Here is a 22,215-nt window from a genome sequence, read left to right as displayed (position 1 = left end):
CTCTCCTTACGCTTCTTCAGATACATGCACCTTTAATGTTGCTACTACCTCGTGGTGTAACTTAACAGGTACATTTGTGTATCCTAAAGCACGAATTGCATCATCTAATTCCATTTTACGTTTATCTATTTTAATCCCATGAACTTTATCTAATTGTGCAGCAACCTGTTTAGTAGTAACAGAACCAAATAGTCTGCCATCATTACCTGATTTTGCTTTTAGTTCAACTGTTAGCTGTTCTAACTTTTCTTTTAATTTTTTTGCTTCGGCTAATTCTTCTGCTGCTTCTTTTTCAGACTTTTTCTTTTGTCCCTCCAAAGCGCTAATTGCAGCTGTATTTGCTTCCACAGCAAGTTTATTTTTGATCAAAAAATTGTGTGCATAACCATCTGCTACATTCTTAATCTCGCCTTTTTTACCTTTACCTTTAACATCTTTTAAAAATACTACTTTCATTCTGCGTTTCCTCCTTCGATTGTTTCCATTATAGCTAGTTTTAATTGATTAATAGCCTCTGGAACTGTTATATCTGTTAGTTGGGTAGCGGCATTAGTTAGATGCCCTCCACCATTTAATTTTTCCATCACTATTTGAACATTTACTTCACCAAGTGACCTTGCACTTATTGCTACGGAAGAATCACTTCTATGACCTATTACAAAGGAAGCTGATACGTTATTCATTGCTAAAAGTATATCTGCAGTCTGGGCAAGCAGCACTTGGCTATAGTTAGTGTCTTCATCTCCATGTGCTATAGCAATTCCTTCTCTAAAGAATTCAACGTTCTGCACAATTTTGGAGCGTTCGATATACGTGTCTAAATCCTCTTTTAAGAGGCGTTGGACCAAAATGGTATCTGCTCCATGGGTTCTAAGATAAGAGGCCGCCTCAAACGTTCTAGCCCCTGTACGAAGCGTGAAACTTTTCGTATCAACAATTATACCTGCTAGCATAGATGTAGCCTCTAGCATAGTGATTTTTTCGTTTTTCGGTTGGTATTCGATTAGCTCAGTGACCAACTCTGAAGTAGATGATGCATATGGCTCCATATAGACAAGCATGGTATTCGTTATAAACTCTTCTCCACGACGATGATGATCGATTACTACAACTTTTTCAGCTTTTTGAAGTAATTTTTCATCAATAACCATACTTGGTTTATGGGTATCTACTACAACTAATAAAGTCTTTTCAGTCATTTTATTGATAGCCTCTTCAGGGCTAATAAAACGTTTATATAAATCAGGTTTTTCTTTAATTTCGTCCATTAGACGAAGTACACTTTTATCCAACTCGTTAAAATCAATCACGACGTAGCCATCTATCTTGTTCATCTCAACCATCTTTCTTACACCTACGGCTGAGCCAATCGCATCCATATCCGGGAACTTATGACCCATTACGAGTACCTGATCGCTGTCCTGTATCAAATCTCTCATTGCATGTGAGATCACCCTTGCTCTAACACGTGTACGTTTCTCTACTGGATTAGTTTTGCCTCCATAGAACTTCACTTTTCCATTAGGGTGCTTAATAGCAACCTGGTCACCTCCACGGCCAAGCACTAAATCTAGACTCGATTGTGCAAGCTCTCCTAATTCTACAAGAGAGGTAGATCCTGCACCCACCCCAACGCTAAGTGTTAAAGAGAATCCAAACTTAGAGGTAGTTTCCCTGATATCATCCAAAATGGAGAATTTGCTTTTTTCCACTTCCAACAAAATGGATTCATTGAAAACTGCTAAAAAACGATCAGACGATATTCTTTTAACGTATATCCCATGTTTAGCTCCCCAATTATTTACAGTAGAAGTAACAATACTGTTTAATTGGCCTCTTGTTTGATCGTCCATGCCTTGCGATATCTCATCATAATTATCGATAAATAATACACCAATCACAGTTCGATCTCCATAGTAAAGTGATTCCATTTCAACTTGCTCAGTGATATCAAAGAAATATAGAAGCTTTTCCTCTGCCTTGTAAAATACCTTATAGTCATGTTCATCTAGAGAAATGACCATTTCCTTTGAATCATCCTGCTTGAGTAGCTGCTGAAAGTCAGAAGATATGGAAAGTAACTCCTCCCCTATAATCGTATCAAATGGTAACTTTTGAGTCATATAGGGATTTGCCCATTCGATTATATGCTGGTCATTTATCAAAATAATTCCTATTGGCATTTCAAGCAATGCCTCTTCCCCTACCTTTTTCATACGGTAAGAAAGAGTCTCTATATGCCTTTCTGTCTCTTCATAAACACGCTTTTCAATTACCCAAGCGTATATAAAAACTCCCACAACCAAGAGAGCAAATAGTAATCCAACTAAAAGGTTGTTAGACAGAAGCAAATAAGATGCAACTCCACTGAGAAGCATAAACAATATTAGTGGATATCGTATTGGTCGTTTTCTAAAAAAAGACGCCACTGGATCAGCTCCTTATTTCTTAAATCTGTCTTTTAAATATGCTCGCAAATTAAATCCTAAATCTAAAACACCTAGGATTATTACAAATGAATTTAGGGGAATTGCTAAAAAAGTGGCTAAAATAGCACTCCACTTTGGCCAACCCTGTACATGAAAATAATATTGAATAATCGAAATCCCTTGTAACAACAGTAATGCTCTTAAAAGGAAGGTCGCATTTATGATTAGCATATAGCTAAAGGTCCCTACCTCAAATGTAGTGACTAAGGAGATGATTGCTACAACTAAATAATACCACAACACTGCTTTTGGTAATTTAAAATACATATATTTAGGAAATTTTGGAACTGGTACTTTTAACTTCTTTAGGATGGGTAAAAGAATAGATACATAAACAAATGCCTGGAAAAACGCCATTAAAATAAAGAGCGTTGGCAACATTGCTTCGAATGCTATTATAATTTGTTTAACCATCTCATCGTAGTTCTTTGGTTTTTGGCCAGCTGTCTCCAGTATTTTTCCCGCTTGCTCGTAGTATATTTTAGTACCCTCTAAAAATTGCTCTATCAGATTCATATTTAAAACTAAAATAGAAATTATGTATTGCACAGCAGTCATGAGTAGTACGAATATTCCTGCAGCCATTAGCATGTATAGCTTGGACTGCTTTTTTCGTAAAGAATCTCCTATTATAAAACCAACTGGCCCTACAACTAATCCAAGTGTTAAACCTACTATACCTCCAATAATAAAAGATATAAATATTGCTACAACCATAACAAGTAGCGATTCTTTTCTTTCAAATTTTGCACTATACCAAGCTAACGGTAAGGGTGCTATTAAGGATGTGATAATTGTTAGAATCGGAACATACACAGACATTGCTATGAGAATAGCAAATAGTGCAATCATTAAAGATCCAAACGTTAAATAGCTTGACTGATTCTTTTGCATGATCGACCTTCCTTTATTATAATCATCTATCCATTGTAACAGATTTTCAAGTACAACTAAAATTACATGATATGAAAAGCCTATGTGACTCCATATAAAGATAGTTTCTTATACTACATACCTATTCTCTTATAGTTTATGAATCACGTATGGTTGCTTTCCTTAAGCCATCACCCATTGTTCACAATTGTTTAATCTGTTCCGCTAAATTTGTCTCAAGGTGTTAAAACCAGTAACAATACATTAATAGGGTATAGACAATAAATTATTAAATCCAAAAGGTTAAATGATAGTTCCTATCCTTTAAAAAAGAGAACAAAAAAAGACCGGTTTCCCGGTCTTCGATTTATATACTTATCTCTCTTCAGAAGAGAATGGAAGTAAAGCCATGATACGAGATACTTTGATAGCTCGTGTTAACTTACGTTGGTACTTCGCGCTAGTTCCTGTCACACGACGTGGAAGAATTTTCCCACGTTCTGACACGAATTTTTTCAACAAATCTACATCTTTATAATCGATGTGTGTGATGTTGTTAGCAGTGAAGTAACAAACTTTACGGCGTCTTTTGCCTCCGCGACGTGGTGCCATAATAGGTTGCCTCCTTTTCGATTAAAGTAAAACGTGCAATAAGATTTTAGAATGGTAGGTCGTCATCAGATACTTCAATCGGACCACTACTATTTCCAAATGGATCTTCATCTACACGTGTATAGTTTTGCTGATTCATTGGTTGGTTTTGCTGATATGTCGGATAAGAGTTCTGTTGTTGTCCGCCGCCATATGATTGTCCACCTTGGCCACGATCACCAGAGCTACCGCGTGGTTCTAAGAACTGAACGCTGTCTGCGACAACGTCTGTCGTATAAACACGTTTCCCATCTTGTCCTTCATAACTACCCGTTTGAATACGCCCTTCTACACCTGCCAAGCTTCCTTTTTTCAAGAAATTGGCTGTGTTTTCCGCTTGTTTTCTCCAAACGACACAGTTGATAAAATCAGCTTCTCTTTCGCCTTGTTGGTTAGAGAATGTACGATTTACAGCAAGTGTAAATCTAGCCATTGCAACACCACTTGGCGTATATCGAAGTTCCGGATCTTTTGTTAGTCTTCCAACTAATACGACACGGTTAATCATCAGTTAATAACCTCCCTCGTTCAGCATGATAGTCGATTTTCTTATTTATCGTCGATACGAACAGCAATGTGACGGATAATGTCTTCATTGATGTTAGCTAAACGAATGTATTCATCGATTGCTCTAGAATCAGCGTTTACTTTAACGATTTGGTAGAAACCTTCACGTAAGTCATTGATTTCGTAAGCTAAGCGGCGTTTACCCCACTCTTTAGCTTCGATGATCTCAGCACCATTTGAAGTTAAGATTTCATTGAAACGCTCAACTAAAGCCTTCTTTGCATCTTCTTCGATTGCTGGTTGGATAATGTACATTAATTCGTACTTTCTCATCTATTTACACCTCCCTATGGTCTTTGGTCGAACTGTCACCAGCCGACAAGGAGCAAGTAATGATATTACTCACATCAACTTATTGTACCACAAGCTGTTATTTTTTTCAAGGAGAGATTGTTCTTATTTTATTTATTAATGTATATTTGTATAAAAGGGGGAATTGTATTGGAGAAAAAAGATTCTATTCTAACAATAATAGAGATTGATATTAAAAAGGTAGCTTGGCAAAGTTTATGGATGACCATAGTCTTTTCCTTATTAGGCTTAATAATATATATTTTAGTTTATAAAGAATTTGAGATTAATTTTAGTCTCTTAGGAATCTTCTTATTTCTTATAGGATATCTCCTGTTAATTGTGTTACATGAAGCATTCCATTTAATCGGGTTTTGGGCCTTTGGAAAGGTACCCTGGAACAAGATGGATTATGGTGTCAATCTTAAATTAGGGGTTGCCTATGCAACTACCTCTATTCCCATTCCTAATAAATCGATGAAAAAAGCTCTCTTACTTCCCTTTTGGACAACAGGAATTATCCCTATGTTATTTGGTTATGGTATTGAATCTCCTCTCCTTGTGCTTTTAGGTGCATGGTTAGTAGCCGGTGCTGCTGGCGACTTTGCTATGTATAGAAAATTGAGAAAATATCCTAATGATATTCTTATTAAAGATGATCCTGCTCTACCAATCCTATACGTTATAGAAGAAAACCGGTCCGCATAAGCAGACCGGTTTTTACTTTAGAATTTAGTTGCTATTAAGCTTATACAATACAACTTAAACGTTGAAACGGAATAACATTACGTCCCCATCTTGTACAATATACTCTTTACCCTCTAAACGAACCTTCCCTGCTTCTTTAGCAGCGGACATTGAACCAGCGTCAACCAAATCATCGTATGCAACTGTTTCTGCACGAATGAAGCCTTTTTCAAAGTCAGAGTGAATTACTCCAGCACATTGTGGTGCCTTCATACCCTTACGGAATGTCCAAGCACGTACCTCTTGGACTCCTGCTGTAAAGTAAGTAGCCAGTCCAAGTAAAGAATAAGAAGCTTTAATAAGCTGATCTAAACCAGACTCTTGAATACCTAGCTCTTCTAAGAACATTTGTTTCTCATCGTCCTCTAAAGCTGCCATCTCTTCCTCAATTTTCGCACATACTACGATAACTTGAGCTCCCTCTTCTGCTGCAAATGCACGTACTTTTTGTACATACTCATTATCTTCTGATTCCATAATGTCATCCTCAGATACATTTGCTACATAAAGCATTGGTTTTATCGTTAATAAGTGAAGGCCTTTTACAACTCGCAACTCATCCTCTGAAAAATCTACTGAGCGACCAGACTTACCTTCTTCAAATGCTTCTTTTAAACGAGTTAAAATTGGCTCTTCAACCATTGCTTCTTTATCTTTTTGTTTCGCCATCTTAGCTACTCGAGATAAGCGTTTATCCACACTTTCTAAATCCGCTAAGATTAATTCCAAATTAATAACCTCTATGTCAGAGATTGGATCTACTTTGCCCGCAACATGCGTAATATTGTCGTCTTGAAAACAACGAACAACTTGACAAATTGCATCTACTTCACGGATATGTGCTAAAAACTTGTTTCCAAGTCCTTCTCCTTTACTAGCCCCTGCTACAATACCTGCAATATCTGTAAATTCAAATGCAGTCGGTACTGTTTTCTTTGGAACTACTAACTCTGTTAATTTATCTAAACGAGCATCTGGTACTTCAACGATCCCCACATTTGGATCAATTGTCGCAAACGGATAATTTGCAGCTAAAGCCCCTGCTTTTGTTATTGCATTAAATAATGTAGATTTCCCTACATTTGGTAAACCGACAATCCCTGCTGTTAATGCCATATATGTCACAACCCTTCAATTTTCTTACTAACCGGATTCCTTTTAACCTGTCTATTATAGTTATTTTAAAGGTAAAAGTCTATCTTTACTCTGCTTCTGCTTTAACTAGCACTTTTTTCATTTTCTTTTCAAACTCTACACGCGGAATCATAACGCTATGCTGGCATCCTTCACATTTTATACGAATGTCTGCACCTAATCGAATGACCTTCCAGCGATTAGTTCCACATGGATGTTGTTTCTTCATCTCCACAATGTCATTCAATTGAAATTGTTTTCTCTCCATTAACCTCACCTACTCATCATTTTTTGCATTGCGTACGACAATTGGATATGGAATATCTACACCAGATTGCTCTAAAAATTCCTTAAGGTCTCTTCTAATTTTTCTTGCAATGTCATCCTGCATTATTGGGATGGTCTCTACTCCAATTCTAAGCACTAAATCATCTGATGATATTTCCTGCACCCCTAATATCTCTGGAACTTTCACAAGCTCTTCATACTTAGTATTTAAACTTCCCAAAAAACCCCTCAACATTTTCTCTACTGCCTGAATATCTGATTCATAAGATACCTTTATATCAATCAGAACAATGGTATTGAAAACGGAATAGTTAACTACGTTAGATATTGTCCCATTCGGTATGATAAAAAGCTCCCCAATTGGGCTTTTGACTTTAGTTGTCCTTAAACCTATTTCTTCTACTATACCTCTGGAGGTTCCGATTTGTACCTCATCTCCTACGGCAAACTGATCCTCAAATACAATGAAAAAACCAGTAATAACATCCTTTACTAAGCTTTGTGCGCCAAATCCTATCGCTAAGCCTATCACTCCCGCTCCTGCAATTAACCCCCTTACATCAATATGAAAAGTAGATAAAATTGCTAGAATTGCTGTGAAATATACTGCATAAGTTAAAATATTTTCTAATAATTTTATTAGTGTATTTTGTCTTCTTTCTGAATATCTTAAAGGGCTTCTTTGTCTTACTGTAAAAACTCTATTAATAACCGTTTTACCAATTCTAATAACGACTGTTGCAAGAATTAGAATAAAAAATATTTTAATACATATTAGCCCTAAATCTATCCAATTTTTCTCATCTAGTATGTATGCTTCTACTCGTTGATACATTGCAGTCATTGTAATCTCCACCTCATTGAATAAATATTTTCTTCAAGGCATATACTAATTTAAAAAAAGAAAGCGAGTTTATATATATATGACTTCTCAACTCAACTCGATCCCTCAAGTCTCCACTATCTATTATAAAGAAACTGGCGTTATTTGGCGATTAAGCAATTACTTTTTAGAATATATTCCTTTTGATCATACAAATCTTGTTTTTTGTTGTATTGGTACAGATCGCTCTACTGGAGATGCCTTGGGGCCAATGACCGGGTCTTTTTTAACTCAGCTCGTTTCTTTTCCTTTTGAAATTGTAGGGACATTGGATAATCCCCTTCATGCATTGAATTTAGAGGAAACTACCAATACCCTTTATAACTCACCGGATAAGCCTTTTATCGTTGCAATTGATGCCTGCTTAGGAAATGCGAATAACATCGGTGAAATAATTATCCACCCCGGACCTCTTTATCCAGGTAAAGCTGTAAAAAAAGACTTACCTCCCATTGGAGAAATTTCTATTAAAGCAATTGTTAACATAGGTGGTTTCATGGAATATAATGTATTGCAAAGCACACGTCTAAACCTTACTTTTGAGATGGGAAAAGTAATTTCTCGTTCCCTCCTCCTTGCTTGGCATAGATATAATTTAAAAAATAATAGCAACTACAATACCAACAAAAACTAAACAAGGCAATAGATTTGCGACTCTAATTTTAGTCAGTCCTAATAAATTCGTCCCAATTCCTATAATCATAATTCCACCAGCAGCTGTCATTTCCTGAAGAAACATTTCAAGTGCAGCTTCTGGTACTAATCTTGTTATTTGAGTAGCTAACAACGCGATTGCTCCTTGATATACTACAACGGGAATTGATGACAGTATAACTCCTATTCCTAAAGTTGCAGAAAGAATAACTGCGGTAAAACCATCTATGATTCCTTTACTTACTAACAAATCATGATCATTTTGCAGACCACTATTTAAAGCGCCTAAAACTCCCATAGCTCCGATAACAAAGATTAAAGTACTTGTAACAAATCCTTGGGCAATACTTCCATCCTGTTTTTTAGAACCAAATTTTAGTTCTATCATTTGGCCGAGCCTGTTAATCCACTTATCTATGTCAATCCATTCTCCAACTACTGCTCCAAGGACGATACAGATAATGATAATGACGAAATTACTACTTTCCAATCCCATTTGAACACCCATTACTATAACAACTATACCAATAGCATACATAACGGTCTGTTTCATATTTTCTGGAATTCCCTTTAAAAGTCGACCAATTAGTGAACCAATTATAATTAGTAATGCATTGATCAATGCCCCGAATAATACCATTACTTATCCTCTTTTCATCCTAAAAATATAACCTATCTCCAGGTTGCCCCAGAAATAGGTCATTTTTAATCCTCAAGCAGTTTCAAAATTCTTTCTAAATCATCTTTAGAGTAAAATTCAATTTCTATTTTACCCTTTTCTTTTTCTTCATTCTTCGTAATCTTTACTGCTGTTCCAAAAAAATCTCTTAGTTCAGATTCCTTTTCCAAAGTAAAAATATCCTTTTCTACCTTTTTTGTTTCACGTGGAACATTTTCATTTAATCTTTGGACTAACGCTTCTAGCTGCCTTACATTGAGATTCTCTTTAATAGTCTTTTGCATAATTAAAGGTATATTTTTTTTCTTTTTTAAACCTAATAATGCTTTACCATGTCCCATGGAAAGCTTACCTTCGGAAACCGCATTTCTAACTATTTCAGGTAAAGAAAGTAAACGAATATGATTTGCGATGTGCGGTCTACTTTTCCCTAGTCTAAAGGCTAATTGTTCTTGGGTTAATCCTAGGTTTTCCATTAGATTTTGATAAGCCTCTGCTTCTTCTATCGGAGTCAAATCTTCTCTTTGTAGGTTTTCTAGAATCGCAAGCTCCATCATTTGTTGATCGTTAAAGTCTCTAATAACAGCCGGAATTTCTTCTAAATGAACTTTCTTTGAGGCTCTAAATCTACGTTCACCAACCACTATCTCAAACTTAGAACCCTTTTTTCTAACTATAATAGGTTGCAGGACACCATGTTCTTTAATAGATTCAGATAACTCTATTAATGCTTCATCATCAAATATTTTTCTAGGTTGATATGGGTTCGGTCTAATATCAGCTATAGTGATCTGCTCTACCTTTTCTTCTGGTTTAGTATCTTCTCCGGGAAAAAGAGCGTTAATTCCCTTTCCTAGCCCTTTAGCCATGACGAATCACTTCCTTCGCAAGTTCTAAATACACTTCTGCCCCTCTTGACTTTGGATCATAAATAATAATTGGCTCCCCATGACTTGGCGCTTCACTTAAACGAACATTTCTTGGAATAATAGATTTATAAACTTTATCTTGAAAATATTTTTTAACTTCTTCAATAACTTGTATACCTAAATTAGTTCTTGCATCAAACATTGTTAATAATACTCCATCAATTGCTAGAGTTTTGTTTAAATGTTTTTGAACCAATCTAATGGTACTTAATAACTGACTTAATCCTTCTAATGCGTAAAATTCACACTGTACTGGAATAATAATAGCATCAGCAGCAGTAAGCGAATTAATTGTTAATAGACCAAGTGAAGGAGGACAATCTATAATAATAAAATCATAGTCAGCTTGTACTTCCTGAAGCGCTTTTTTTAATCGTACTTCTCTGGAAATGGTAGATACTAGTTCTATTTCTGCACCAGCTAAAGAAATGGTAGCAGGAACTATATGTAAATTCTCTACTTTCGTTTCTAAAATAGTATCTTTCACACTTACATCATCTATTAACACATCATAAATACATTGATTTACATCGCCTTTATTAACTCCAACTCCACTAGAAGCATTTCCTTGAGGATCAATGTCCACCAACAAAACCTTCTTGCCCAAGTATGCAAGGCAGGCACTGAGGTTCACTGATGTAGTAGTCTTACCTACACCACCTTTTTGGTTGGCTATTGCAATAATTCTTCCCACTCTTGCACCTACTTTCATAAAAATAAAAACAACTCTCTACCATTCTATCAAATTTTACAGAAAAATGAATGTTATTATTGTATTAAAAGAAAAACTCTCACAAAATAGTGAGAGTTTAATATAAAAATAAATATAGTATAATTTCTATTTATGATTTCTTCTTAGGAATTCTTACTGTAATTTGATAAAAATCTTCCGTGTCTTCTTCTTCTGTTTTTAAATTGATTCCGCTTTTAGTCACCATACTAAGTGATTGCTTAATTGTATTTAAAGCAATACGCACGTCTTTACTAATCGCTTTTCTTTTAGGCTTTGAAGCATTCTTTTCCTCTTTTACAGGAGGATTAACAATTTCATTCACTTTTTCTTCTAGTTGCTTCACGTTCCATTGCTGTTCAATAGATTCGTTCATTAACTTGATTTGTACTTCTTCATCCTTCACTTGCATGAGGGACCTAGCATGTCTTTCAGATAACCTTTTATCCATTATTGCTTGTTGGATCTCTTTAGGTAATTTTAGCAAGCGCAATTTATTGGCAACGGTAGATTGACCCTTGCCTAACCTTTGAGCTAGCGCCTCTTGCGTTAACTCATGTAGCTTTAATAGTTTCTGATATGCCACAGCTTCTTCTATTGCAGTCAGTTCTTCTCTTTGAAGGTTTTCAATCAATGCAATAGATGCTGTCTCTTTATCACTTAAATTACGTACAATGGCAGGTACCTCTGTCCATTTCAACTTGGACATCGCACGGAAACGGCGTTCACCTGCTATTATTTCATACTTATTATCTTCCATTTTTCGAATGACAATAGGTTGAATTACTCCGTGTGTATGAATTGTACGTGCCAGCTCTTCTATTTTTGCATCATCAAAAACAGTCCTAGGTTGAAACCTATTAGGAACTATCTTCTCTATGGCTACATGTACTACTTCTTCGTTATTAGTCTGCGTAGCCTCAACGACTGGATCTTGTCCTTGCTTTTCAGAACCTCCGAAAAAACGTGAGAAAGGACTTTTCATCTAACTAGCACCACCTTTTAGATACTCTTTACTTATGTTCTCGATAAAGAAAATAATTTAATAATGTTTCACGTGGAACGTTCCTCATTAAATAATAGGAGTCTTATTTGGTATACCTGGTTTTCGAGGGTATCTTTTCGGTGTGCTTTTAATTTTAGAAAAGACATATAACGTTCTCTCACTATTTTCTATCGGTAATAGAAAAGAATACTCCGCACTTTTTTCAGAGCCTAATATATTAATAGCTCTTTGTGCATCATTTAATTCATCTAATGCACTTGCAGCTTTCATTGCTATAAATTTTCCTCCAACTTTTACAAGTGGAATACATAGCTCTGAAAGTACAGAGAGTCTTGCTACCGCTCTAGCAGTAACAAGATCATATTGCTCTCTATAATCCTTATTTTGTCCAAATTCCTCAGCACGAGCATGAACAAAATGTACATCCTTTAAATTTAATTCCTTGCTTAAATGAGTTAAAAATTGAATTCTCTTATTTAAGGAATCAACAATTGTCACTTTAAGATTTGGAAAACAAATTTTCAATGGAATACTTGGAAACCCTGCCCCTGCTCCAACATCACATACAGTAAAGGAACCATTAAAATCCTCATAAAAAGAAGCACTTATAGAATCAAAAAAATGTTTTAAATATACAGATGGTTCATCTGTAATAGCTGTTAAATTCATTTTCTCGTTCCATTCCACAAGTAATTCAAAGTATTTTCTAAATTGTCCTAACTGTACTTCCGTTAGCTCAAATCCCTTTTCAGAGAGGGCTTTTTTAAATTGTTCTTCGTTCATGTTGTTCTCCTCATTGTTTAAGACTATCCAGTAATTTTAGCTATTTTACCTTGCTCAATGTAAATAAGTAGAATAGAAATATCCGCTGGGTTTACTCCTGAAATACGAGATGCTTGTGCAATTGATAGTGGTCTAACTTGCATTAACTTTTGTTTTGCTTCAGTTGCTAGTCCGGAGATTGCATTGTAATCAATTTGATCAGGGATTTTTTTATTCTCCATTTTTTTAAGCTTTTCTACTTGTTGAAGAGATTTTTCTATATAACCTTCGTATTTAACTTGTATTTCAATTTGTTCCTTTTCTTCTTCGTTAAGCTCTACTTCTAGGGGAACAAGCTGTGCAACTAAGTCATAATTCATTTCTGTTCTTTTTAGTAAATCGGAAGCTCGAATACCATCTTTTAGCTCACTTCCACCAGCATTACGAATAACCTCTTGAGTATCCTCATTTGGTTTTATAATAATCGAACGTAAACGTTTAAGTTCTTCTTCAATTCTTTTCTTTTTCTCTAAGAATTTATTATACCGCTCTTCTGGCACTAAGCCAATATTATATCCAATTTCTAACAATCTTAAATCTGCATTGTCATGGCGTAACAATAAGCGATATTCCGCTCTTGAAGTCAATAAACGATAAGGCTCATTAGTACCTTTTGTAACTAAATCATCTATAAGAACTCCAATATAGGCATCCGAGCGGCTAAGTACTCTCTCTTCCTTATTAAATACTCTAAGCGCAGCGTTAATTCCTGCCATTAAACCTTGCGCTGCTGCTTCTTCATATCCGGAAGTTCCATTAATTTGTCCAGCTGTATATAAGTTTTTCACTTTTTTCGTTTCTAATGTAGGCCATAGCTGCGTTGGTACCATTGCATCATATTCAATTGCATAACCTGCGCGCATCATTTCTGCATGTTCTAACCCTGGGATTGAAGCCAAAAGTCTACGCTGCACGTGCTCTGGAAGACTTGTTGAAAGACCTTGCACATAAACTTCTCTCGTGTTTCGTCCCTCAGGCTCAAGGAAAATTTGATGACGTGGTTTATCATTAAATCTTACAATTTTATCTTCAATGGAAGGACAGTATCTTGGACCTGTTCCTTTAATCATACCAGAATACATTGGAGACAAATGTAAGTTATCGTTAATAATTTGATGTGTTTCTGAGCTCGTATAAGTTAACCAACATGGTAATTGATCCATAATAAATTCAGTAGTTTCAAAGCTGAATGCTCTAGGAACATCATCTCCTGGCTGAATCTCTGTTTTACTATAATCTATTGTTTTACTATTTACACGCGGTGGAGTTCCCGTTTTAAAACGTACTAGATCAAAGCCTAAATCACGAATGCTATCTGCTAGTTTAATGGACGGCTGTTGGTTATTTGGTCCGCTAGAATATTTAAGATCCCCAATAATAATTTCACCGCGTAAAAACGTCCCCGTAGTAATTACAACAGTTTCAGAACGATAAACTGCTCCAACTTGTGTAATTAGACCAACAATTTTTTCATCTTCTACTAGAAGCTCTTCGACAACTGCTTGATGGACTGTAAGATTATCTTGTTCCTCAAGCAATCTTTTCATCTCATTTTGGTATAGAACCTTATCTGCTTGTGCTCTAAGTGCACGAACAGCTGGCCCCTTTCCTGTATTCAACATTCTCATTTGAATGTGAGTTCTATCTATCACTTTACCCATGGCGCCGCCTAATGCGTCAATTTCACGCACAACAATTCCTTTTGCAGGGCCTCCGATGGATGGATTACATGGCATAAATGCAATCATATCAAGATTTATTGTTAAAACAAGCGTTTTTGCACCCATTTTGGCAGCGGCTAAAGCGGCTTCAACACCGGCATGCCCTGCTCCAACAACAATCACATCGAACTTGCCTGCTTCAAAGTTTGGCATGTTCGTAACTTCCTCTCGTTTTTTATTTTCCTAAACAAAATTGAGCAAATAATTGGTCAATCAAACTTTCTTCAACTGTATCCCCAATTATCTCTCCTAATATTTCCCATGTTCTAGTGACATCTATTTGTATCATGTCTACCGGCACATGATTATGTGCTGCTTCTATAGCATCGGTAATCGTGGATTTAGCTAAATTCAACAAAGCAATATGGCGAGCGTTAGATACATAGGTGATGTCCGATACTTCAATATTTCCTTCAAAGAACAAGGAGGATATTGACTCTTCTAGCTCATCAATTCCCTCTTCTTTTAATAAAGAAGTAGTTACTACTCGCTTGTCACCTGCCAGTTGCTTCACTTCATCATAATTTAGTTTGTTAGGAAGATCTGTCTTATTAATAATGACAATATAATCCATTCCTTTAATAGTCTCGAATATTCTTTTATCCTCGTCGGATAGATGTTCAGCGTTATTTAAAACAAGCAATATTAAATCCGCTTCTTTCAAAACTTGGCGTGATTTTTCTACACCAATCCGTTCCACTATATCCTCTGTTTCTCGAATACCCGCTGTGTCAACCAACTTCAAAGGGACTCCACGTACATTTACATATTCTTCTATAATATCTCTTGTAGTTCCTGCTATTTCTGTAACAATTGCCTTATTTTCTTGAATTAAACTATTTAAAAGAGATGATTTTCCTACATTCGGTCTTCCAACAATAGCAGTGGAAAGACCTTCTCTTAGGATTTTCCCTTGGGAAGAAGTAATTAATAGCTTTTCAATCTCTTCCTTCACCCAGGTTCCTTTTTCAATCATCATAGGAAGCGTCATCTCTTCAACATCGTCATATTCTGGATAATCAATGTTCACCTCAACTTGAGCTAAAGTCTCAAGGAGGGCTTGTCTTAATGTCTTAATAAGCCTTGATAAACGACCGTCCATTTGACCCAAAGCCACATTCATCGCTTTGTCCGTTTTCGCCCTTATTAAATCCATTACTGCTTCAGCTTGTGACAGATCTATTCGTCCATTTAAAAAAGCACGTTTTGTAAACTCACCAGGTTCCGCAAGCCGTGCACCATTTATAAGTATTAACTGGAGGACTCTATTAACTGTAACTAGTCCACCGTGACAATTTATCTCTACTACGTCTTCTCTCGTAAACGTCTTTGGACCTTTCATAAGAGAGATCATGACTTCTTCTACTACATCATTGGTCTTTGGATCGACTAAGTGTCCATAATGAATGGTATGTGAGGGCTGCTCTGCTAAGTTTTTTCCATTTGGCGAACGGAAAACCTTATTTGCTATTGAAATCGCCTCTGTCCCACTAAGTCTAACTATAGCTATTGCTCCTTCTCCTAATGGAGTAGAAATTGCAGCTATTGTATCAAATTCCATCAACGTACACCTCCTTGCACATTTAGTTATCCACATGTGAATAACTAAAACGAACATGACTATCTAACATATAACAATAACATATTTTAGCCTAAATCAGAAGCATAGTTACTTTTAATTATGTGAACAAAAATAGCACGCTTCCAAGTAATTATTTGCTAACTCCAGGAAATTATATTATTTTTCTTATTAAAAATATATTTTGCCCAACACGCTTGAGTTTACGCTTCACTGTATACATTTTTAACAAAAATTATAGACGCTCTATGAAATCCAATAAAACATCCCTCCATAATGGTTTCCTTTACGCTTTAAATAAAAGTTTGACTTTATAGTATAGAGCTTTTGCCGAGTTGTATTTAAGAACAAAGCGTGCACTCAAAAGAAGAAAACGGATTTCAGCTTGTAATTAAGCTAAAACCCGTTTTGCTTATTTTATTGATTCTATAACTAAATATCTGTTTGGCTCAGTTCCCACTGAGTAAGTTTCTATATCTACTCTCGAAGATAAAGCATTATGAATAATCTTTCTCTCCGATGAGGACATAGGCTCAAATTCAACTGGTTGCCCTGTACGTACTGCTTTATCTGCCATACGCTCAGCTAATTGTTCTAAAGATTCTTGTCTTCTTTCACGGTAATTACCAACATCTAGCTTTATAAGGATAAATGATTGAGAAAATTTGTTAGCAACTAATTGGGATAGTTTTTCTAAAGCATTTAATGTTTGACCTCGTTTCCCTATTAACAATGCTGCTTTCTCACTATTTAAGTGGAGATAAATAAATTTGCCTTCTCTTTTTTCTGTAATGACTAAATCCTCTATTTCCATTTCCTTAGCGATAGTTTTGATATATTGGATAGTTTCTGCTACCGCTTCTTCGTTACTTGGTGTCTCACTGGATTCTATCATTTCCTTTATGTCTTCTTTTACAGAGGATTCATCCGGAAATGTCTTTTCAGTTATTGACTCTTTTACATGTTCCTCAATAATAACTTCCTTAGAAGGCTCTTCTTTTATTAAAACAGTTACTTCAACAACTGCAGGCTTTGCTCCAAATCCTAAAAAGCCCTTTTTACCTTCTTCCACTACGGTAATTGACACATCTTCTCTCGATACTTCAAGTTTTTTTAGTGCAACGTTTATAGCTTCCTCTTTCGTAGGTGCAGTCTGTGTAATCTGCTTCATTTTTTGGCCCCTCCCGTTTTTGCTTTAACAGGTACTTTCTTTTCTTTGTTCCAAGGTTTATAAATGAATAAATTTTGGATTATAGAAATAATATTACCGATTACCCAATACAATGTTAATGCGGCTGGTAATACGATACCAAATCCCATAATCATAAATGGCATTATATACATCATGATCTTCATTTGAGGGTTGTCCATCGCTGGACCAGTTCTTAACACTATTAATTGCATAATACCAGCTAATACTGCAAGAATAATACTCGGTTCTGCTAAAGCAAAGCCCAAGAAATCTCCCAAATTAATCTCAGGAGTATTATTCATTCGGCTAATTGCGTGGTAGAAACCGATTAAGATTGGCATTTGTATAAAGACTGGTAGACATCCTGCAGCAGGGTTAATCTTTCTATCTTTGTATAAAGCCATCATTTCCTGTTGGAACTTTTGTTGTGTTACAGCATCTTTTGAACTGTATTTTTCTTTCAGCTTAAGCATCTCTGGCTGTATCTCTTGCATTGCTTTAGAGTTTTTTGTTTGCTTGATCATTAATGGTAAGATTACTAATCGAATAATAATCGTAACAGCAATAATCCCCAAACCATACGTTCCTAAAATTCCTTTAAAAAACGTTATGGCTGACACTAATGGCCAAACGATGTATTCATTCCAGAAGCCTTCCGAAGTATTATAGATCGGCTCATTGAATTCCGTACAACCCGCTAGTAAAGCAGTCATTACTATTAATAATAATAGTAAAGGTAATTTTCTTTTCAACCTTCTTCCCCCTATTAATATACATTCTATCTTTCACTATCTTAACACTTCAATGAAAAGACTTCATTAGCTTTTCTTTTTTATAACCTTTGCTACTTTCAAAACATGCTCCAGACTCTTTTTCGTTTCATGAAAATCTAATGTGGCCGCCGAGTTTCGGGCGATAATAATATAGTCTTTGCTTGTATCTACTGAATCATTCAGCTCTAAAAAAGATTGGCGAATATACCGTTTAATACGATTACGAACTACGGCGTTACCAACTTTTTTACTGACAGATAACCCTATACGAAAAAAGTCATGTTCGTTTTCTAGCTTATAAACAACAAATTGTCTGTTCGCAAATGATTTGCCTTTTTTAAAAATTTGCTGGAATTCAGCATTTTTTTTAATACGTTGTTTCTTATTCATCCATTCACCTGCTCCAACTAATCGTTTTGAAAGAAAAAAAAGACCACTGAATTGGTCAGTGGACTTATGATTATGCTGATAATACTTTTCTTCCTTTTGCACGACGTGCTGCTATTACGCGGCGACCGTTCTTAGTACTCATACGTGCGCGGAAACCGTGATTTTTTGCTCTTTTACGGCTATTTGGTTGGAATGTACGTTTCATCTATATGACACCTCCTGAGTGATCATCTTTAAAATGTTCCTTAGACAGTCTCCGATATTATATAAAAACTATACTATATTTGTCAATATTTATTTAGACACCGCAAGTCTAACCTCTCTCTTATTCTTATCCACATTCTTTATAGCTTTTTCCCAAACTCCTGTGAATAACAATTTTCGACAGAAAAATTATCCACATAGCTTATGAACATGTTTTTAACATACTCCTATACTGTGGACAACTCTCACTGTTAATTATTTTAATATTGTGGATAACTTTAAAATATCTTGTAATCACTACGTTTTTTTGATACGATATCTGTGTTTTACTTTTTCAAACGAAATATGCGATTTTTTATTATCCACAACTGTTAGTAATCTGTGGACAAGTTTTTCCCCATACGTTTATAAAGTTTATCCACAGGCCGTGGATTTGTGTATATAACCTAAATTATACATATAAATATAAAGTAAAATTATTCATTTTCTTTATTGGAAAAAATAATGCTCGTAAATAAGTAAGAGAGAAATTATCTCTTATTAATCTATAGAAAAGGAGTTTATGTTATTGGAACACTTAGAAGAACTTTGGGCTAAGGTTCTCTCTGAAGTTGAAAAGAAAACATCCAAACCAAGCTTTGAAACGTGGTTAAAATCTACTAAGATGCTTTCTTACAAAGGAGAGACTGTGACCATAGCTGCGCCAAATTCCTTTGCAAGGGATTGGCTAGAGAATCATTATGTTCACCTAATTGCTGGTATTCTTACAGAGTTGACTGGCAATGAACTACTTATTTCTTTTGTAGTTCCAAAAGGACAAGACTTTGAAGATTTTGATGTACCAAAGCCAAAAACACCGGTACCTCCAGACAATCAACCTGACTTTTCACCTGGGATGCTTAACTCCAAGAACACCTTTGATACCTTTGTCATTGGTTCCGGCAACCGTTTTGCCCATGCAGCTTCTTTGGCAGTCGCAGAGGCACCAGCAAAAGCATATAATCCTCTTTTTATATATGGAGGGGTAGGATTAGGAAAAACCCACTTAATGCATGCGATTGGACATTATGTTCAAGAACACAATCCGAATGCAAAAGTGGTTTATTTATCTTCTGAAAAGTTTACAAATGAATTTATCAACTCCATTAGAGATAACAAAGCAGTTGATTTCCGTAACAAATACCGAAATGTCGACGTGCTTCTTATAGATGATATTCAATTCCTTGCAGGAAAAGAATCAACTCAGGAAGAATTTTTCCATACTTTTAACGCTTTACATGAAGAATCGAAGCAAATTGTTATTTCAAGTGACCGTCCACCAAAAGAAATACCGACATTAGAGGACCGTTTGCGATCTCGTTTTGAGTGGGGATTAATAACTGATATAGCTCCTCCAGATCTAGAAACGAGAATTGCAATTTTACGTAAAAAAGCCCGCGCGGACGGCTTAGATATTTCCGATGAAGTAATGGCCTACATTGCAAATCAGATAGACTCAAATATACGTGAACTAGAAGGCGCCCTAATACGTGTGGTGGCCTATTCTTCACTTGTCAATAAAGATATAAATATAGATTTAGCTGCTGAAGCATTAAAAGATATATTGCCAAACGCACGTCCAAGAATCATTACTATATTAGATATTCAAAAGGTTGTAGGAGAACATTTCCATATTCGCTTAGAGGATTTTACTGCTAAAAAGCGTACAAAATCTATAGCTTTTCCTCGTCAAGTAGCAATGTATCTCTCTAGAGAATTAACCGACTTCTCTTTACCTAAAATTGGAGAAGAATTTGGGGGAAGAGATCACACAACTGTGATCCATGCTCATGAGAAGATTTCCACAATGCTAAAGGTAGATATGAATTTGCAGGACGATGTAAAGCAAATTAAATCTATCCTCGGAAGATAATCACATTGTGGATAAGTTGTATTTTAGGTGCTATACTTAAGAACAACTTATACACATGGGGATATGTGGCGGATTATAGCGAAATATGTAGTTATCAACATATCCACAGGCCCTATTACTATATCTATTAATCTTTTAATAAATAATAATTATATAAGTGAGGTATAAAAATGAAATTCGATGTAATGAGAGATAGTTTATTGAATGGACTAAATGATGTTATGAAAGCAGTTAGTTCTAAAACAACTATTCCAATATTAACTGGCCTAAAATTAGAAGTAACAAAAGAAGGATTATATATAACTGGTAGTGACTCAGATATTACAATTCAAACTTTCATACCAGTGGAGAAAAACGGAGAACAAATAATAAAAGTAATAGAAATAGGATCTATTGTATTACAAGCTAGAGTATTTAATGAGATTGTACGTAAATTACCTACCAATGATGTTGAAATTGAAGTAACAAATCAATTTCAAACATATATTCGCTCAGGTAAATCAGAATTTAACTTAATTGGTCTAGACGCTAGTGAATATCCTTTGCTTCCACAATTAGAAGAGGAACATCAATTCTTTATTCCGTCTGATTTGTTAAAGTCAATAATTAAAGAAACTGTTTTTGCCGTTTCCACATCTGAGAACCGTCCTGTTTTAACCGGTGTAAACTGGCAGGTTAACGATGGAGAATTACACTGTGTTGCAACAGACAGCCATCGCCTTGCTAAAAGAAAAACAGCTTTAAAAGATTTACCTGAAGAAGCATACAGTGTGGTTATTCCAGGGAAAAGCTTAAATGAACTGAACAAAATTTTAGAAGAAACTTCTTCAGAAGTAGCTATTGTTATGACACAACAACAAATCTTATTTAAAACTGAAGATGTATTGTTCTATTCTAGATTGTTAGAAGGAAATTATCCTGACACATCTCGTTTAATCCCAAGTGAATATAAAACCACCATTGTCGTAAATAGTAAATCATTGTTACAAGCAATTGACCGAGCTTCATTGTTGGCTCGTGAAGAAAGAAACAACGTAGTTCGCTTTTCCACAATCGATCAAAGCTCAGTAGAAGTTTCTTTCAACTCTCCCGAAATAGGTAAAGTTGAAGAAGAAATTCAAGCAGAAACAATTGATGGTGAAGAACTTAAAATATCTTTCAGTGCTAAATATATGATGGATGCTTTAAAGGCAATCGATGGACAAGACGTAAAAATTCTATTCTCAGGCGCAATGAGACCATTTGTATTGAAGTCTGTCCATGACGATTCTATTTTACAACTGATATTACCGGTAAGAACTTACTAAGAAACATGTAAGCACCCTTGTTTGCTCCGATAAGAGAAAACTTTTTTATCTTTAAAAAAACAATATAAGCAGAGATAGTCACTAATTGTGGCTATCTTTTTTACTTATTTACTTTATTAGAGTAAAATGAAGGGATAAAGAAAATGAGAAGAGGTTGGATGATTAGTGGAAGAGATTCGATTTGACTCGGAATATATTACGCTTGGTCAATTACTTAAAATGACAGACGCTATAGATTCAGGTGGAATGGCCAAATGGTTTTTGAGCGAAAATCCAGTATATATAAATGGAGAAGTAGATCAAAGAAGAGGAAGAAAATTAAGAAACAAAGACGTAGTGAATATTCCAGGAGTAGGAAAATTTCTAATGATTGGACCTGAGAACGGAGAGTAAT

The 22,215-nt window shown here is 35.4% G+C and carries 25 protein-coding genes; 5 read left to right on the top strand and 20 right to left on the bottom strand.

Going from position 1 to position 22,215, the window contains the following annotated elements; all coding sequences use genetic code 11:
- Window positions 1-6: 6 nt before the first annotated feature.
- The 6 genes from rplI to rpsF all read right to left on the bottom strand — a co-directional run bounded on the left by rplI (window position 7) and on the right by rpsF (window position 4,853).
- Window positions 7-456, bottom strand: a complete 450-nt coding sequence (gene rplI / locus D0S48_RS12420; RefSeq protein WP_144540261.1) for a 50S ribosomal protein L9 — start codon at window positions 454-456, stop codon at window positions 7-9.
- The gene (locus D0S48_RS12415) at window positions 453-2,429 is read right to left on the bottom strand and encodes a DHH family phosphoesterase (protein ID WP_151111906.1); all 1,977 of its coding nucleotides are present in this window, start codon (window positions 2,427-2,429) and stop codon (window positions 453-455) included. The genes rplI and D0S48_RS12415 overlap by 4 nt, the downstream gene beginning before the upstream one ends.
- Window positions 2,430-2,441: 12 nt before the next feature.
- The gene (locus tag D0S48_RS12410) at window positions 2,442-3,383 is read right to left on the bottom strand and encodes a YybS family protein (RefSeq protein WP_144540263.1); all 942 of its coding nucleotides are present in this window, start codon (window positions 3,381-3,383) and stop codon (window positions 2,442-2,444) included.
- Between the two features lie 354 nt (window positions 3,384-3,737).
- Entirely contained in the window at window positions 3,738-3,974 is a 237-nt protein-coding gene (gene rpsR / locus D0S48_RS12405) for a 30S ribosomal protein S18 (RefSeq protein ID WP_142540806.1), read from the bottom strand.
- A 46-nt stretch (window positions 3,975-4,020) separates the two neighbouring features.
- Window positions 4,021-4,521 (bottom strand): single-stranded DNA-binding protein, encoded by a 501-nt coding sequence (gene ssb, locus D0S48_RS12400; RefSeq protein ID WP_144540265.1) that lies wholly within the window; start codon window positions 4,519-4,521, stop codon window positions 4,021-4,023.
- 41 nt (window positions 4,522-4,562) lie between these two features.
- Window positions 4,563-4,853 (bottom strand): 30S ribosomal protein S6, encoded by a 291-nt coding sequence (gene rpsF / locus D0S48_RS12395; protein WP_144540267.1) that lies wholly within the window; start codon window positions 4,851-4,853, stop codon window positions 4,563-4,565.
- 168 nt (window positions 4,854-5,021) lie between these two features.
- Here rpsF and D0S48_RS12390 point away from each other — a divergent pair, with 168 nt between their 5' ends.
- Complete coding sequence (locus tag D0S48_RS12390; protein ID WP_225216057.1) at window positions 5,022-5,579, top strand: DUF3267 domain-containing protein; 558 nt, start codon at window positions 5,022-5,024, stop codon at window positions 5,577-5,579.
- A 54-nt stretch (window positions 5,580-5,633) separates the two neighbouring features.
- On the opposite strand, the gene ychF is transcribed toward D0S48_RS12390, so the two are convergent.
- The 3 genes from ychF to D0S48_RS12375 all read right to left on the bottom strand — a co-directional run bounded on the left by ychF (window position 5,634) and on the right by D0S48_RS12375 (window position 7,884).
- Window positions 5,634-6,734, bottom strand: coding sequence for a redox-regulated ATPase YchF (gene ychF, locus D0S48_RS12385; protein WP_144540269.1), 1,101 nt, complete (start codon window positions 6,732-6,734; stop codon window positions 5,634-5,636).
- A gap of 85 nt (window positions 6,735-6,819) precedes the next feature.
- The gene (locus D0S48_RS12380; protein ID WP_144540271.1) at window positions 6,820-7,020 is read right to left on the bottom strand and encodes a DUF951 domain-containing protein; all 201 of its coding nucleotides are present in this window, start codon (window positions 7,018-7,020) and stop codon (window positions 6,820-6,822) included.
- A 9-nt stretch (window positions 7,021-7,029) separates the two neighbouring features.
- Window positions 7,030-7,884, bottom strand: coding sequence for a mechanosensitive ion channel family protein (locus D0S48_RS12375; RefSeq protein ID WP_144540273.1), 855 nt, complete (start codon window positions 7,882-7,884; stop codon window positions 7,030-7,032).
- A gap of 79 nt (window positions 7,885-7,963) precedes the next feature.
- On the opposite strand from D0S48_RS12375, the gene yyaC reads away from it, so the two are divergent.
- Complete coding sequence (yyaC, locus tag D0S48_RS12370; RefSeq protein WP_144540275.1) at window positions 7,964-8,557, top strand: spore protease YyaC; 594 nt, start codon at window positions 7,964-7,966, stop codon at window positions 8,555-8,557.
- Here yyaC and D0S48_RS12365 read toward each other — a convergent pair.
- The 11 genes from D0S48_RS12365 to rpmH all read right to left on the bottom strand — a co-directional run bounded on the left by D0S48_RS12365 (window position 8,519) and on the right by rpmH (window position 18,603).
- The gene (locus tag D0S48_RS12365) at window positions 8,519-9,217 is read right to left on the bottom strand and encodes a DUF554 domain-containing protein (RefSeq protein ID WP_144540277.1); all 699 of its coding nucleotides are present in this window, start codon (window positions 9,215-9,217) and stop codon (window positions 8,519-8,521) included. The two genes, yyaC and D0S48_RS12365, sit on opposite strands and share 39 nt — an antisense overlap.
- Window positions 9,218-9,282: 65 nt before the next feature.
- Entirely contained in the window at window positions 9,283-10,125 is an 843-nt protein-coding gene (locus tag D0S48_RS12360; RefSeq protein WP_151111904.1) for a ParB/RepB/Spo0J family partition protein, read from the bottom strand.
- Window positions 10,118-10,879, bottom strand: a complete 762-nt coding sequence (locus D0S48_RS12355; RefSeq protein WP_144540333.1) for a ParA family protein — start codon at window positions 10,877-10,879, stop codon at window positions 10,118-10,120. The genes D0S48_RS12360 and D0S48_RS12355 overlap by 8 nt, the downstream gene beginning before the upstream one ends.
- A 148-nt stretch (window positions 10,880-11,027) precedes the next feature.
- Window positions 11,028-11,900 carry a nucleoid occlusion protein gene (gene noc / locus D0S48_RS12350; protein ID WP_144540281.1) on the bottom strand — a complete coding sequence of 291 codons (873 nt, stop codon included), beginning with the start codon at window positions 11,898-11,900 and terminating at the stop codon, window positions 11,028-11,030.
- 87 nt (window positions 11,901-11,987) lie between these two features.
- On the bottom strand, window positions 11,988-12,704 hold the full coding sequence (gene rsmG / locus D0S48_RS12345; protein WP_151111902.1) for a 16S rRNA (guanine(527)-N(7))-methyltransferase RsmG: 717 nt from the start codon (window positions 12,702-12,704) through the stop codon (window positions 11,988-11,990).
- Between the two features lie 23 nt (window positions 12,705-12,727).
- Window positions 12,728-14,617, bottom strand: coding sequence for a tRNA uridine-5-carboxymethylaminomethyl(34) synthesis enzyme MnmG (gene mnmG, locus D0S48_RS12340; RefSeq protein ID WP_151111901.1), 1,890 nt, complete (start codon window positions 14,615-14,617; stop codon window positions 12,728-12,730).
- Between the two features lie 22 nt (window positions 14,618-14,639).
- Window positions 14,640-16,025: a tRNA uridine-5-carboxymethylaminomethyl(34) synthesis GTPase MnmE gene (gene mnmE / locus D0S48_RS12335; protein WP_144540287.1), complete on the bottom strand. Its 1,386-nt coding sequence runs from the start codon at window positions 16,023-16,025 to the stop codon at window positions 14,640-14,642.
- Window positions 16,026-16,455: 430 nt separating this feature from the next.
- Window positions 16,456-17,214, bottom strand: a complete 759-nt coding sequence (jag, locus tag D0S48_RS12330; protein ID WP_144540289.1) for an RNA-binding cell elongation regulator Jag/EloR — start codon at window positions 17,212-17,214, stop codon at window positions 16,456-16,458.
- Window positions 17,211-17,987 (bottom strand): membrane protein insertase YidC, encoded by a 777-nt coding sequence (gene yidC, locus D0S48_RS12325; RefSeq protein ID WP_144540291.1) that lies wholly within the window; start codon window positions 17,985-17,987, stop codon window positions 17,211-17,213. Before yidC ends, jag begins: the two co-directional genes overlap by 4 nt.
- 66 nt (window positions 17,988-18,053) lie before the next feature.
- Entirely contained in the window at window positions 18,054-18,398 is a 345-nt protein-coding gene (gene rnpA, locus D0S48_RS12320) for a ribonuclease P protein component (protein WP_144540293.1), read from the bottom strand.
- A 70-nt stretch (window positions 18,399-18,468) separates the two neighbouring features.
- On the bottom strand, window positions 18,469-18,603 hold the full coding sequence (gene rpmH / locus D0S48_RS12315; protein ID WP_144540295.1) for a 50S ribosomal protein L34: 135 nt from the start codon (window positions 18,601-18,603) through the stop codon (window positions 18,469-18,471).
- Window positions 18,604-19,164: 561 nt separating this feature from the next.
- Between rpmH and dnaA the strand changes: the two genes are divergently transcribed.
- The 3 genes from dnaA to yaaA all read left to right on the top strand — a co-directional run bounded on the left by dnaA (window position 19,165) and on the right by yaaA (window position 22,214).
- Window positions 19,165-20,514 carry a chromosomal replication initiator protein DnaA gene (gene dnaA, locus D0S48_RS12310; RefSeq protein ID WP_370455696.1) on the top strand — a complete coding sequence of 450 codons (1,350 nt, stop codon included), beginning with the start codon at window positions 19,165-19,167 and terminating at the stop codon, window positions 20,512-20,514.
- A 170-nt stretch (window positions 20,515-20,684) separates the two neighbouring features.
- Window positions 20,685-21,821: a DNA polymerase III subunit beta gene (gene dnaN, locus D0S48_RS12305; RefSeq protein ID WP_144540300.1), complete on the top strand. Its 1,137-nt coding sequence runs from the start codon at window positions 20,685-20,687 to the stop codon at window positions 21,819-21,821.
- Window positions 21,822-21,986: 165 nt separating this feature from the next.
- Window positions 21,987-22,214, top strand: coding sequence for a S4 domain-containing protein YaaA (gene yaaA / locus D0S48_RS12300; protein ID WP_144540301.1), 228 nt, complete (start codon window positions 21,987-21,989; stop codon window positions 22,212-22,214).
- Window position 22,215 lies beyond the last annotated feature (1 nt).

The organism is Psychrobacillus sp. AK 1817 (genome assembly GCF_008807035.1).
GTDB lineage: Bacteria > Bacillota > Bacilli > Bacillales_A > Planococcaceae > Psychrobacillus > Psychrobacillus faecigallinarum.
Note: the sequence above shows the minus strand (reverse complement) of the source record. Positions and strands in the feature narration are given on the sequence as shown.